Source organism: Stappia sp. BW2 (assembly GCF_008107695.1).
Lineage (GTDB): Bacteria > Pseudomonadota > Alphaproteobacteria > Rhizobiales > Stappiaceae > Roseibium.
On record NZ_VIRG01000070.1, the window covers coordinates 174254 to 187405 of the forward strand.

At 58.8% G+C, this 13152-nt stretch carries 16 protein-coding genes; 6 read left to right on the forward strand and 10 right to left on the reverse strand.

The genetic code is table 11. The annotated features are described in order from the left end of the window. Nucleotides 1-148 precede the first annotated feature (148 nt). Nucleotides 149-853 carry a substrate-binding periplasmic protein gene (locus FMN63_RS19685; RefSeq protein WP_148585871.1) on the reverse strand — a complete coding sequence of 235 codons (705 nt, stop codon included), beginning with the start codon at nucleotides 851-853 and terminating at the stop codon, nucleotides 149-151. Nucleotides 854-950: 97 nt separating this feature from the next. Next, nucleotides 951-1265 (reverse strand): Rdx family protein, encoded by a 315-nt coding sequence (locus FMN63_RS19690; protein ID WP_148585872.1) that lies wholly within the window; start codon nucleotides 1263-1265, stop codon nucleotides 951-953. Between the two features lie 79 nt (nucleotides 1266-1344). Here FMN63_RS19690 and FMN63_RS19695 point away from each other — a divergent pair, with 79 nt between their 5' ends. Continuing rightward, complete coding sequence (locus tag FMN63_RS19695; RefSeq protein WP_162530081.1) at nucleotides 1345-2265, forward strand: choline/ethanolamine kinase family protein; 921 nt, start codon at nucleotides 1345-1347, stop codon at nucleotides 2263-2265. Here FMN63_RS19695 and FMN63_RS19700 read toward each other — a convergent pair. The 5 genes from FMN63_RS19700 to FMN63_RS19715 all read right to left on the reverse strand — a co-directional run bounded on the left by FMN63_RS19700 (nucleotide 2258) and on the right by FMN63_RS19715 (nucleotide 5080). Beyond that, a complete protein-coding gene (locus FMN63_RS19700) occupies nucleotides 2258-3217 on the reverse strand; it encodes an acetyltransferase domain-containing protein (RefSeq protein WP_148585874.1) in 960 nt (319 codons plus the stop codon). The genes FMN63_RS19695 and FMN63_RS19700 overlap by 8 nt on opposite strands. A 56-nt stretch (nucleotides 3218-3273) precedes the next feature. Continuing rightward, nucleotides 3274-3399 carry a hypothetical protein gene (locus tag FMN63_RS29895; RefSeq protein WP_286192709.1) on the reverse strand — a complete coding sequence of 42 codons (126 nt, stop codon included), beginning with the start codon at nucleotides 3397-3399 and terminating at the stop codon, nucleotides 3274-3276. 199 nt (nucleotides 3400-3598) lie between these two features. Then, nucleotides 3599-4072 carry a DUF3775 domain-containing protein gene (locus FMN63_RS19705; RefSeq protein ID WP_205514163.1) on the reverse strand — a complete coding sequence of 158 codons (474 nt, stop codon included), beginning with the start codon at nucleotides 4070-4072 and terminating at the stop codon, nucleotides 3599-3601. A 497-nt stretch (nucleotides 4073-4569) separates the two neighbouring features. Further along, on the reverse strand, nucleotides 4570-4812 hold the full coding sequence (locus tag FMN63_RS19710; RefSeq protein WP_148585875.1) for a hypothetical protein: 243 nt from the start codon (nucleotides 4810-4812) through the stop codon (nucleotides 4570-4572). Nucleotides 4813-4855: 43 nt separating this feature from the next. Continuing rightward, entirely contained in the window at nucleotides 4856-5080 is a 225-nt protein-coding gene (locus tag FMN63_RS19715; RefSeq protein WP_148585876.1) for a hypothetical protein, read from the reverse strand. A 428-nt stretch (nucleotides 5081-5508) separates the two neighbouring features. On the opposite strand from FMN63_RS19715, the gene FMN63_RS19720 reads away from it, so the two are divergent. Then, nucleotides 5509-6639, forward strand: coding sequence for a hypothetical protein (locus FMN63_RS19720; RefSeq protein ID WP_205514165.1), 1131 nt, complete (start codon nucleotides 5509-5511; stop codon nucleotides 6637-6639). A gap of 37 nt (nucleotides 6640-6676) precedes the next feature. Here FMN63_RS19720 and FMN63_RS19725 read toward each other — a convergent pair whose 3' ends face one another. Continuing rightward, a complete protein-coding gene (locus FMN63_RS19725) occupies nucleotides 6677-7036 on the reverse strand; it encodes a winged helix-turn-helix transcriptional regulator (RefSeq protein ID WP_148585877.1) in 360 nt (119 codons plus the stop codon). Between the two features lie 127 nt (nucleotides 7037-7163). Here FMN63_RS19725 and FMN63_RS19730 point away from each other — a divergent pair, with 127 nt between their 5' ends. Next, complete coding sequence (locus tag FMN63_RS19730; RefSeq protein ID WP_148585878.1) at nucleotides 7164-7880, forward strand: MBL fold metallo-hydrolase; 717 nt, start codon at nucleotides 7164-7166, stop codon at nucleotides 7878-7880. 95 nt (nucleotides 7881-7975) lie between these two features. Further along, complete coding sequence (locus FMN63_RS19735) at nucleotides 7976-9175, forward strand: pyridoxal phosphate-dependent aminotransferase (RefSeq protein WP_148585879.1); 1200 nt, start codon at nucleotides 7976-7978, stop codon at nucleotides 9173-9175. On the opposite strand, the gene FMN63_RS19740 is transcribed toward FMN63_RS19735, so the two are convergent. Beyond that, nucleotides 9103-9558, reverse strand: a complete 456-nt coding sequence (locus FMN63_RS19740; protein WP_148585880.1) for a hypothetical protein — start codon at nucleotides 9556-9558, stop codon at nucleotides 9103-9105. The genes FMN63_RS19735 and FMN63_RS19740 overlap by 73 nt on opposite strands. 159 nt (nucleotides 9559-9717) lie before the next feature. Here FMN63_RS19740 and FMN63_RS19745 point away from each other — a divergent pair, with 159 nt between their 5' ends. Beyond that, entirely contained in the window at nucleotides 9718-10197 is a 480-nt protein-coding gene (locus tag FMN63_RS19745) for a DUF992 domain-containing protein (protein WP_148585881.1), read from the forward strand. A gap of 35 nt (nucleotides 10198-10232) precedes the next feature. Here the strand turns inward: FMN63_RS19745 and FMN63_RS19750 are convergent, their stop codons facing one another. Next, nucleotides 10233-10526: a hypothetical protein gene (locus FMN63_RS19750; protein ID WP_148585882.1), complete on the reverse strand. Its 294-nt coding sequence runs from the start codon at nucleotides 10524-10526 to the stop codon at nucleotides 10233-10235. Nucleotides 10527-11003: 477 nt separating this feature from the next. On the opposite strand from FMN63_RS19750, the gene FMN63_RS19755 reads away from it, so the two are divergent. Next, nucleotides 11004-13061: an elongation factor G gene (locus FMN63_RS19755; protein ID WP_209001352.1), complete on the forward strand. Its 2058-nt coding sequence runs from the start codon at nucleotides 11004-11006 to the stop codon at nucleotides 13059-13061. Nucleotides 13062-13152 lie beyond the last annotated feature (91 nt).

The window sequence follows — 13152 nt, forward strand, 5'->3', positions numbered from 1 at the left end:
TGCATTAATTATGAGCTGTCATTTGTTTGTATTTTAATCACGTAAGACTTTGGAAACGCTCTTTTTCGGGAGCGGGCAAACAAGGGTGCCCCGTTTTTAAGGGAGACATATTCGCCTAATGGGACAGACGCCTGTGGTCGCTTTGCAGTTACTTCTTAAGGCGGGTGTTGAGGGCTGCCTGCAATCGGTTAATGAGGGACGCATCTATGTTCCTGTTGCAGGCCAGCGCGAGTTCCACTTTCCGGAGGGTGAGTAGCCTCTTGATCTCCGCGCCTTCCTGCGCAGCGACATAGGGAGATGAAATCAGGCCGCCCAGCCAGAGTTTGGTATGACCGGACTGCAGCATGTTTGCATTCAGCTTGTCTTCGTAAACGAGAACCAGATTTGGGTGGCCCGCTTTCTGAAGTTCATTGGTGCTGGTCCAGCCGCCGACGGCGCCTGTCGCATAGGCGAAACTGTCCTTCACGGAGGACAATTCGATTGTGCTGTCCTTAAGCGCAAACAGGCCGTAGCCGTCGTATTCCAGAGGTCCGACCCAGGAGAAATTCGGTTCACGGGCTTCAGTGCGCCACAGAGCCATGAAACAATGGTTGGCGCTGCTTTCGACCGCGTTCAATCCGCGTTTGAAAGGGCGCATATGCATCTCGACCGATATGCCGGCCTCGTCGGCAAGGCTTTGGACAAGTCTGGTCACAGTGCCGTCGATGCGCCCGTTTTCATACGGGAAATAAAGGGGTTTGTAGTCTTCGGTGTAAATGACAATTTCAGCGCGAGTATTGTCCATTGCCGAGGAAATACCTGTGCTTGCAAGCAATGCAATTGCCAGAAAAAACGCTGATAATCTGATGTGCATGAAGACTCCGGTTCATGCGTATTATCTAAAAAAACTGCCGAAAGCTTTGTTTCAGAGGCACATTATACAGGTTTGAAGGTTTAGGAAGGGTATCCGATCATACTTTCCCGGGCTCACTCTGCCGGTCCTGCCTGTCGCTATGGCCGAGATCCTTCTCCGGCCAGAGTTGGTCGCGGAGCCGTTGTTTCAGCACCTTGGCATCCGGAAAGCCACCATCCGTTTCGCGGTTCCAGACGGTTTCACCGTCGCAGATGATCGTGAAGATGCCGCCAGTGCCGGGAACAAGGCTGACCGCACCGGCTTCTTCGGAGAAAGTGGACAGGATCTCCTGAGCCATCCATGCGGAGCGCAGCAGCCAATTGCATTGGCGGCAATAGGTGATGATGATATGGGGCGAAGGGACGTTCGTCATGGCGTCCGGCCGGTTCCTTTGTTTCACTTGATGGTCTTTGCTTGTGCCACAACTTTGCTCCGACGCGCCAGACGCTACTTTGCCGGTTATCCTGGAGACGTTTGAAAACCATCCGGAATTGCACATCCTTTGCGGTGAGCCTCTGACGGCCACGGCGTTTCCCGGGTTGACCAACCGTGTGTTCAAGCTTGAGGCCGAGGAAGGCAGCTTCTTTCTGCGGCTGCCGCGCCCGGAGGCGGCAGGCAGCATCGACCGTAAAGCGGAAGCGCGAAACCTGACGCTGGCCGCAGCTGCCGGCCTTGCGGTGCCGCCGGTGTTCTGTGATCCAGGCACAGGTGTTCTGGTGACAAGAGCAGTCGAGGTCAGGAGCATCCCTGCCGGCCTTCTGGGGCTGCCGGCATATGATCTCGCTCAGGCTCTTGGTCAGGCGCTGGGGCGTTTGCATGGGTCCGGCGCCGCCTTCGAGGGGCGTCTCGACCCGGACAGCGTGCTTCAGATGCAATGGCAAGGGCTTCTCGATATGACTGAGCATCGCGCGGAGATGGCCGGACTGGAGGAGGTGCTGAAGCTTCGCATGGCCGATAGAGACGGCCCCGAGTATGTCCCGAGCCACGGGGATCCCTCTCCGGGCAATTGCCTGATGACGGCTGAAGGGCTCTGGCTGATCGACTGGGAATTTTCCGGCATGTCCGATCCGGCCTGGGATCTTGCCTATGCAGTTCTGGAGCATGAGATGAGGCCGGATCAGGAGGACGTCTTTCTGCAAGCCTATGCGGCAACTGGAGCCGTGCTGCCTGACGCGGCACGTCTTAGCGTCATGAAAGCCAAATGCGACACGGTATCGGCACTGTGGGCACTGGAGCAGGTGGCGGCAGGACGGGACGAAACCGTGTTTCTTCTCTTTGCCAGGCAGAGGCGAATGCGGGCGCTTCAACAACTGGCGGATCTTGCCTGCCCCCCGGAACACAGACCGGGCATCAGGGACGGCGGCGTCAGTTGAGCGGAGCCTGTCCGTTTGGGTCTGCGAGGCATTGGCTGTATCGGTTTGACATCCGGTTCCGCAGCGACTGGTTTTCCGGCTCTGCCAGCAGTTTGTCCCAGATGCCGTCCGCTTTCAGATAATCGAGCGTGCATCCGCACGCCGCCTCGCAGATTTCAGGCGTGGCGGTTGTGCCCTGACAGGAAACCGTGCAGTTGCGCACGAAGGCGTTTGCGGACCGGTCCATCTCAGGTCCGATCTGTGTTGCTGTCCACACCAGGCCGTACAGCAAAGGCTGATGCAGCAGATAGACGGCGAGGGAATGGCGACCGAGAAACCGGGTCAGGCGGCCCGGAGGGCGCGAAAACGTCAGGCCGGACACCTTCTGCCAGAGGTCGAACTTGCGAAAAACCTTCGAAACGGCAACACCGGCGAGTGTCACACCGGCCCAGGGGGCAAGCGGAACATAGTCGACGCTTGCGAAACCCGGCGTGCCAAGCCCGGTCCACAGCCACACCTGTCCGTCAAATGCCGGAGAAACGGCCCAAAAGGGCAGGCTGAACATTAGCGCTGCGGCAAGCCCGGCAAGGAAGACGGGAAGTCGCGTGAAGGGCAGGGCGATCAGGCTCGACAGCGCAATGCAGTGCAGAATGCCGAAGCGGACAAAAGTGTCGCCGAAGGTGAAATAGGTGACTGCAGACACTGCCGCCGCCGCAGCGACAATCACGAAAAGGCGGCGCCAGAAAGCCTGCCAACGGATGCCCTTGTGATGCGCGAAATCGAGGCTGATGCCGGCCAGAAACAGGAAGCTGCCGGCTATCGAAGCAGCAAAGAAGCGCCAGCCGGAGCCTTGGGCGACGGGCCAGTCGACATAAGCGAACCAGGAGAGGTCCCAGGAAAAATGGTAGATCGCCATGGCGACAACTGCGAGGCCGCGGGCAAGATCGAGCACGGCCAGACGCGTTGAACGCATAAAAGGACTTTCTGACGATAACCGGGGTAGATGACGGGCGGTTATGCCGGTCTGGATTAGCTGCTGAAGGTCACGACCAGTGTCGTGATCAGGGCCGACGCAGCCATCAACGCGCCGACATATGGCCATGGAGATGGACGATGGACGGTAAATACGTCCTGGTTCGCCGACTTTTGAAGCATGCCCTCACTCCTTTGTCCCACCACGAAGTGGGGCAAGAGTGAGCCAAATATCCGGCGTCGGTAAAGACGATAAATCAGGTCTCGACCGGTTTTCCCAAGGAAAAAGGGGATATGTGAATGACCCGGCAAAATTGACCTAGGCGATCTGCCCTATCGAAACGTCCGATGACCTGCGGACAAGGGCGGTGCGCGGTTCCTCTTAGAGGTCCAGTGTGTCGAGGCCAGCTTCCAGGTGGTCGGCCAGAAGCGGCAGGCCAAGCAGATAGTTTGCCGTGGAGCCGGCGGCACGTTCCTTTGCTTCATCGACGGCTTGCTGGAAGTCTTCAGCCTCGAAGTCGCCACGACCGATCCACGCGATGGCCACCAGTTCGGCGGCTTCATCGACATTCAGATCCTCGATCAGTTCCCGCAATTCTTCATCGGAGAGGTCGTCGTTTTCCTCTTCGGCCAAGCCATCGTGACCGTGGCTCTGTTCCAGCGTGTCGGCATCGAATTCGACGTCGCCTTCGTGACCGTCCTCGAACGTGTCCTGAAGCGAAGATGAGACGGCCCGTGCCTTCTGTGCTAGCAAGCGGATCGTGTCTGCTGAAAGTGTGAGGTTGATGTCCATTGATGCCTCCGACAAGCCCTTCGTGTCTTTATCGATCCACTTTTCGTCGTTGGCAATGGTCATGATCGGAATTCCTTCTGTGGCCGCCAATTGCAGCGGCGATAATCCCCCTGCTGAGAGATAAATGCCCCGTCGCAGGTTTTGTTCCACGCCCGAGGCAGGGACGTAGCGGAAGATTTTCACAAAGACCCGCACCCGAGTTATCCCCGGTATCCAAGGCAGGACCTGGCGTCTCCGGTAAATTTGTTGCCGGTGCCCGCCAGAAGCCGGACGTGGTCTTGCGGGCAAAACCTGTTCTTGCTTTACTTGGCTGGCAGTCGAATTCCTGTCCTTGACCGTGATCAACAGCGGGGCGACAGGTCGTTCACCCCAGGCCGATCACCCAGGTGCGGTCAGAATGTGGGTGTGCCCCATTGCTTGGTTTTGCGATGGCCTGTCAGCCAGACAAAAGAGGGGCCGGCAGCGGAAAAGAAAGTTTCTCCGGCGGCGGACCGGGCACTGAGGCCCGGCACTCATGTCAAGCATGAGGCCGGGTCTCGGCTATCTTGGGGATTATGTTTTCAGAACGTGGTCTTTGATGGCAGACCGGGGATCGCCGGTGCGCTTCCGACTACCATGTGGGCGGCAGGGGCGGTTTTGGTGATGCTGTTCATGTTGGTTGGTTTGGCCATGGCTGCCGCAGCGACCAGGGCGGTTGCCAGCAGCATGCCCAGAAAGATCGCCTGCAACAGCGGCCGGGCTTCATGCAGGTCGCTTTTCGAGGGATTGGATTTTCTGGATTTCTGATTTTCGACGCGTGCCATGATCAAGTTCTGTCAGGTTTGAACGGTTGTACGGTGGCTGCTGTCAGTCTGCCTGCGCATCTGCGCCGGTCAGGTCCTGAAACAGGCGGCGGGCCATCAGACAGGTGACGGCGGCCATGGTCAGAAACGCGACCAGCGGCAGCGCCAGGGACGGCTCCAACGTGGACATCATCATCAACAAGCCTGCTGCCATGATGAACAGGGAAACAGGTTTCGAGCTTACGTTCTGCGTTTCAGTCGTCGGCTGAACAATCGTTGCTAGGGCCATCGGCTCCTCCATCCGCTTGGGAGACATCAATTTCGATGGAAATTGCGCCGTCAGGCAGACGCGAATTAGACATGGCCTGTGTGTTTTCATGACCATTTTGCGGCAAGTTCCGACTGATTGCTGGTGCCCGGCGTAAGCACCACAACAGGTGGTGTCCAGTCTGCGGTCGCGGCTGCAAACCGGAGCAAGGGTATCTCGATTTTCGCGTTACCAGACCGTCTCAGGCACGTGTGCGGTCAAGGGCAGAGTTTTGTAAATTAACCCCTCGTAAAAATAACAATAAACCTTCTCGTAAAATGTATTTCTTTTTTAAAGACTGTAAAAATTGACGCAAGCCAGGATTTTAACAGCGGGATTTTAGCTTTTGTTTGCATTTCACAAGCATGCTCCAGAACAGGGAGACCCGCTAAGAACAGACCAGGCATCGAATGACGACTAACGCCGCTCAGAGCGCCACGGTGGACAAGCCGACAGACCTAGCAACGTCGACGGAACCGCCGGTCAAAAAGGCTGCGGAGCCACCGGCTTTGGCTCTGGCGGGTATCCAGTTTTTCATCGCAGATATCAGCAGAAAGACCATCCTCTGGCATGAGGTGGGGTCGCAGAGCTTCAACAGTGAAGTGCGCGATCTGCAGGAAGCGCCTTCCAACGAAGCGTTGCGCCATCTATCGCCTGAAGATCGGAAAACCATTCTCCGTCTGGTGCAGGGCGCTATCCGGGAAGGGCGGGCAGGACCGTTCGATGTCGGCGGTGGACCGGATCACCGTATTCCGGGCATTCCGATCGTTGCCTATCGTTATGAGTTGCCGGACGGCAAGATCCTCGCGATCTGCTTTCCCTCCGTTGGCGAGAACGACGACAATCCGGGCAGGGTCGTGCTGGGGCTTGCGCCGATCCTCCAGCATTTCGTTGCGTCGTCGACGCGCGGGGTGCTTCTGGTCGACAATTTCGGCTACGTGCGCTTTGCCAGCGACGGTTTCCTGAAGAGCTTCCAGATCGAGGACGCGCGGCTGATCCTTGGGCGGAACATCGCCCATATTCAGAACCGGGTTGGCCGGACGATCGTCTCCCTGACGCTGGCGGCGCTGACGCGCCGGGCGAGCGCGACCGGCCGGGGCAAGTTTCTGCTGGCCTCCAACGACAGCGTCGAACTGAAATATGACGCCATGTATTTCCGCGTCGGCGGCACGGTGGGCGGCGTACTGTTCTCGGCAGGCCATGCGGGCGGCGATGTCGATTTTGCCAAGGTCTTCGAAGCGTGCAGCGCGCCGATCCTGGTGGTCAACATCAAGTCACGCATGATCATCGCGGCCAACAATGCGGCGATGAAGACCTATCATCTTACGTCGGAGGCAATCGACGGCCGTCCGATCACCGAAATGCTGCTGCACCCGAGCAATTACGCCTCCCTTTTGACGGCCGCCAAGGAAGCTTCGGATGTTCCGCTGTCGGTGCCTGTGACCGTGCTCAACGGCCAGACCAAGAAAAAGCGCTTCAAATCCACGATCATCGACGAAGACAAGGACGAGCCCAAGCTCATTCTCGAAACGAGAAGCTGATCGTACGCCCCGGGCACGGTTGACCGGCCCGATTGCGTCAAGCTGCGGAAGCTTCGTTCCCGGTGTGGTGTTCCACGGCCCAAAGGAAGATCCGACCCAGGATTTCAGCCAGGCCGCGGCCCTTTGGTGTCAGGCCGTAGCGGACACGGCGGCGAGCGTCGTCCAGCTGGGTGCGGGCGACCAGTCCGGCCTCTTCCAGATGGCGCAGCTCCTGGACGAGCACCTTTCGGCTGATCGGCGACAGTGTGCGCTGAAGTTCCAGAAAATGATGATCCTTCAAGGCCAGGCAATGCAGAACCCTGGGCGTGTGTTTGCCGCCGATGGTTTTCAGAGTGTCGGCGACAGGGCAGTCCTGCGTGCCGGGCAGGCGCCAGAGGGGTGAGATCGGTTCGCTCATGTCCGTTTCCGCAGGTTTGCCCGGATCCAAGGCGTGTCCGGGTTACCAAAAGGTGCCTAATTGAACGCTTTTTCGCGTCCGCCTAGGAAAGGCTCAGCCTATCACCAGGAAGAGAGCCGCGGCAAACATGTCCGAGATCCAGATCCACGCCATTCCGATCCTGCCGTTCGGCATGGTCAATGCCTTTCTACTGACCTCTACCGATGGTGCGGTGCTTGTCGACACGGGGTTGCCGGACAGCGAACGCAAGATCGGAAAAGGTCTGTCAAAAGCCGGTTGCTCCCTCGCCGGCCTCAAGCTGATCGTGGTGACCCATGGCCATATCGATCATGCAGGTAGCGCCGCGCGCATCAGGAAACTGTCCGGGGCGCCCATTGTGCTGCATGAAGGCGATCTGCCCTATTGCCAGGGCAGGGCGCCACTGCTGCGTCCCTCCGGCCCATTCGGCCGCCTGTTCAAGATGACGGGGGCCATCGAGCGGCCGTTTGCGAAGGTCGAGCCGGACATTCTCCTGTCGGCAGACCAGACCCTGGATCTGTCAGCCTATGGCCTTACGGGAGAAGTATTGCCGACGCCTGGCCACACGCCGGGATCGCTTTCGGTCCTGCTTGCAGACGGCACCGTCATCGCGGGTGATCTGGCGGCATCCGGCATTCTTCTTGGGGGAATCGCATTCAAGGGCTGGCCCAAGCCACCACCCTTTGAAGAAGACACGATTGAGGTCGCCCGGTCGCTGAAACTTTTGCTGTCGAAGGGGGCGAAACGGTTCTATCTCGGCCATGGTGGACCGCTTGATGCCAGGGCGATCGAAAGATACGCCGGCAAACTGGCGCAAGCGGTCTGAAAACGCCCGGTCTCGTCTTGATTTGGTCTTGTTTTCCGCAGCGCACGGATCTAGGGTCCGCGCGCTGTTAATCCCGTTTCCCCCTGGAGGACATTATGGGCTTTCTTGCTGACGCATTGGCGCGTGTTCAACCTTCTGCGACCATCGCCGTCACCAACAAGGCACGCGAGCTTAAAGCCGCAGGCCGCGATGTAATCGGTCTCGGAGCTGGCGAGCCGGATTTCGATACCCCGGAAAACATCAAGACAGCCGCCATCAAGGCCATCACCGACGGCAAGACCAAGTACACGGCTGTCGATGGCATTCCGGAGCTGAAGGCGGCTATCGTCGAGAAGTTCAAGCGGGAAAACGGCCTCACTTACGAAACCAACCAGATCACCGTTGGAACCGGCGGCAAGCAGGTGCTTTACAATGCGCTGATTGCAACGCTGAACCCGGGCGATGAAGTCATCATTCCGACCCCTTACTGGGTGAGCTATCCGGACATGGTGCTGCTGGCAGGCGGCGAACCGGTGATCGTGGAAGCGGACAAGTCCACCTTCAAGATCACACCGGAAGCGCTCGATGCGGCGATTACCTCGCGTACCAAGTGGCTGATCTTCAACTCTCCGTCCAACCCGTCCGGTGCGGCTTATACGGAAGCTGAGCTGAAGGCGCTTTGCGCTGTGCTGATGAAGCACCCCCAGGTCTGGGTCATGACCGACGACATGTATGAGCACCTCGTCTATGATGACTTCAAGTTCACCACGCCGGCGCAGGTGGAGCCTGCTCTTTACGAGCGCACGCTGACAGTCAACGGTGTCTCGAAGGCCTATGCGATGACCGGCTGGCGTATCGGCTATGCCGGTGGCCCGGCCGACCTGATCAAGGCGATGGCCAAGGTCCAGTCGCAGTCGACCTCCAACCCGTGTTCCATTGCTCAGTGGGCCGCGGTCGAGGCGCTGAACGGCACCCAGGATTTCATTCCGAAGAACAATGAAATCTTCAAGGGCCGCCGGGATCTGGTCGTCTCCATGCTGAACCAGGCCAACGGCATTTCCTGCCCGGTGCCGGAAGGCGCGTTCTACGTGTTCCCGTCCTGTGCCGGCACCATCGGCAAGACGGCACCGTCCGGCAAGGTGATCGAGAGCGATGAGGACTTCGTCTCCGAGCTTCTGGAAGCTGAAGGCGTTGCCGTTGTTCACGGCTCGGCTTTCGGTCTCGGCCCGAACTTCCGCATTTCCTATGCGACCTCCACCGAAGCCCTGGAAGAAGCCTGCACCCGCATCCAGCGCTTCTGCGGCAACCTGAAATAAGCTTTTCGATCTTCGCGAAGCGTTGAGAAAGGACGGCCTTGTTGGCCGTCCTTTTTTGTTGCGGTCCGGGTTTCTGCTTGCGTGGCCCAGGGCTTGGAGCATGCTAAGAGCGTCCTGGCCTTTTCCAATTGATGAGAGAATGAACGGTGGCAAACGCTCGACAGAAACAGCTTCTTGTTGATCTGCTCGAGAGCCTGCCGTCGATTGTTTTCATTCTCCTGCGGCGGCAGGCGAGTGATCTGGAGCCGGCTGGCCGGTACGGTCTGAGCCTTCTGGGCTGCGCAAAACAGCATTTTACCGCTGGTCGCCACATTGACCCTACTGATCGGCGGTCGACGGTTCCTGATCGCGGGGCTGTCGGAGAAGTATTCGAGAAGCATCATGCTTCCGCCTGCTCTGGGGAGCGCTTCGGAGACCTGCGAAATTTATACATGACACGTTGTTTTCCTGCCGCGATTTTGACGTCTTGGCACGCCATATCACGGAGGTAATCCGCACGTTTGTTACAAGCGGATATTCGCAGCCGAACGGGAGTTCTCTCTATGCGTATTCTGACACCGGTTCTTGCTGCCGTGGCCATTGCCACGGCGATGCCGGCCTTTGCCTCCGAAGACAGCCCAAAGGTTGAAATCGGCAAACTGACCTGCCTTGTGGAAGGCGAGCACAGCTTCATTGTCGGTTCTTCGGCAACACTTGGATGCAGCTTCTCACCGGTCGATGGCGGCGGGGTGGAGAACTACAAGGGAACCGTACGTGACTACGGGCTCGACATCGGCAAGACCAAGCAGGCCACGCTGGTCTGGGGCGTCCTGGCGCCGTCCGCAAACCGCAAGCCTGGCCTTCTGACGGGTACTTACGCCGGACTGACTGCCGGTGCGAGCGTTGGTGCGGGGATCAAGGCGAACGCGCTGCTGGGTGGTTTCGACCGGTCCATCGCGCTCAATCCCTTCAGTCTGGAAAGCCAGACCGGAACCAATCTGACCCTGGGTGTCAGCAAGATGACGCTGGAACTGATCAACTAAGTCTCAGCGGCCATCCGTCGCTTCATCTCCCAGCTTCAGTCGCGGCAGCTTTCATTTGCACCGGCACAGGGTGTTTCCACCTTGTCCGGCTGCATATTCTGCCGGTTGATCTGCTCGGTGCGGTTCAGGCGAACCGCACCGTCGATCTGTTGACGGGTCGAGAAGCCGGACTGTTGCCGATTGAGGTTCTGGTTGAGCTGCTGCCCGGCCGAGGGCAGCCGCGGCGAGGACGCCATGGGGGGACTGCGTAGCTGGTTGGACTGCGCCTGCGCCGGAAATGCGGGTGCCGCGGCCATGATGGCTGCAAAGAGTAACAGGGTCTTGGTCAAGCATGCTCCTTGGGCCCGGAGGCGGTTCATCACAGACTACATAGGTCGCCGCGCTTGAATTTCACTATTTGCCAAATCCGGCAGGGCAAAGGCATTCCCGGTCGTGTCTCTGAAAGACGGGCTTTTTCAAACGCCGGTTTGGAGATTTACCACTGCCAAGGGTGTGGCGTCATCTTCTGACAAACCAGGTCATGCGCCTGAACGCGGCGGGTCTCTGGTTTCCGAGCCCCCCGCGAAGCTTCTCACGGGCTAATTGCTGCGCTGCCGCGTAAGATTCCCTTGCGTTGCCGCTGGCATCGGCGCGACGATGGGGGACCGCCCCTGGTCGATCGGCCGCTGTTTGGGGCTTGGTGCGATGAGTACCGGGCTATAGGCCTTCGATCCCATCCGGGCGAGACGCGGAAGGCCGCGTTCCCCAGCCGGCCCTGCCGCGTTGTTACGAGGTATCCTCGAACTAACGGGAGGCTCAGCATGACAATGAGTTCAAACGGAAAAGGATCTGCCGCGGGCAGCGCTCCGCGCTGTATCGCCTTGGTGGGTCCGTTCGGCAGCGGCAAGACCAGTCTTCTGGAAGCCTTGCTGGCGCGAACGGACAAGGTGGCCCGGCAAGGAACCGTCGCGGGCGGCAATACGGTGGGCGATGCTTCGTCCGAGGCACGTGCCCACGGCATGAGTGTGGAACTGAATATCGCGGATGTGGAATTTCTGGGAGACCGCCTGGTGTTCGTCGACTGTCCGGGATCGGTCGAGTTCCTCAGCGAAATGGATGGAGCTCTGTCCGGTGTTGATCTGGCGGTCGTTGTGGCGGAGGACGACGAGCGCAAGGTTCCGGCCTTGCAGCTGATCCTCAAAGCTCTTGAAGCCCGCGCCATTCCGCGGGTTTTGTTTTTGAACAAGATCGACAAGAGCACACAGCGGGTGCGTGATGTCCTCAGCCTTCTGCAACCGGCCTCTGCCGTTCCGCTGGTGCTGCGGCAAATTCCGATCTGGGAAGACGGTCTGGCAACCGGTTTCATCGATCTGGCGCTGGAACGGGCGCATGTCTATCACGAGAAAGAGGAAAGCACTCGGATCGACATGTCCGATGCGGACCTTGCGCGCGAGCATGAAGCCCGTTTCACCATGCTGGAGCATCTGGCCGACCATGATGACGACCTGATGGAGGCGTTGCTTGAGGATATCGCACCCAATCGCGATCAGGTGTTTGCTGATCTGGTGAACGAAATGCAGGACGGCCTCATCTGCCCTGTCTTCTTCGGCTCTGCAGAACACGGCAACGGCGTCAGCCGATTGCTCAAGGCTCTGCGCCATGAAGTACCAGGTGTCGACCTGCTGTCGCGCAGGGTGCTCGGCGCAAAGTCGAAGGCGACGCTGCAAGTCATCAAGACGCTGCACACCCAGCACGGCGGCAAGCTGTCGATTGCCCGTGTTCTGGAGGGCGTGGTCTCCGATGGTGACAGTCTCTTCGTCAATGGAGACAGTGAAGTGAGAGTGTCCGGCCTGTTCTCGGTCTTCGGCCAGCAGACAAACAAGATTGCGACCGCAGGCATGGGGGAGCTGGTCGCACTTGGGCGTCTCGATGATGTGCAGACTGGCGACCTTTTGAGTTTCGAAAGCGGAAAGATGCAAAGCCTGCAAGTGCCGGAGAGACGTCTCCCTGTCCTGGCAACGGCGATTGCCGCCAATCATCGTAAGGATGAAGTCCGGCTTTCGGCGGCGCTGGCAAAGCTGGTTGAAGAGGATCGCTCGCTGGTTGTCTCGCAGAACCAGACAACGGCGCAAACACTGCTATCGGGGCAGGGAGAGATGCACCTGCGTGTTGCCCAGGAAAGGCTGGCCGGAAAATACGGATTGGATGTTGCAGTCCATACACCGCATTTGCCGTATGAGGAAACGATCCGCACAGGCACCAAGGTTCGTGGCCGTCACAAGAAACAGTCGGGCGGGCATGGTCAGTTCGGCGACGTGGTGATTGAAATATCTCCGTTGCCGCGGGGCGAGGGCGTCCAGTTTTCCGATACGATCACCGGAGGCGTTGTGCCGAAACAATATATCCCGTCGGTGCGCGATGGCGTGCTGGAAGCATTGAAGCAAGGACCGCTGGGGTTCCCGGTGGTGGATGTGTCCGTCTGTTTGACAGACGGGTCCTATCACTCTGTCGACAGTTCCGATCAGGCCTTCAAGATGGCTGGTATTCTGGCAATCCGGGAAGGTTTGATAGAGTGCAAGCCTGTGCTGCTGGAGCCGATCCACAAGGTGGTGATTTCCTGCCCGAGCGATGCAACGGCACGGGTCAACGCGATTGTCTCGGCGCGGCGTGGACAATTGCTCGGCTTCGACGCCCGCCCGGACTGGGTCGGCTGGGATGAGGTTCAGGCGTTGATGCCGGAGGCGGAAATCGGTGACCTGATCGTTGAATTGCGCTCTGCGACAGCCGGTGTCGCCAGCTATACGGCCGAATTCGACCATATGGCGGAATTGTCCGGTAAGGCGGCCGATCTGGCTCTGCAAAGGTCTGGCAAGCAGGCGGCGTGATCAGCCATCTGAACGCGATTTCAAGAGGGGCCGGCTGGCCCCTCTGTTGCGTTCGAAGTGCCGCTCCGGTCAAAGATTCGATCACATTGAT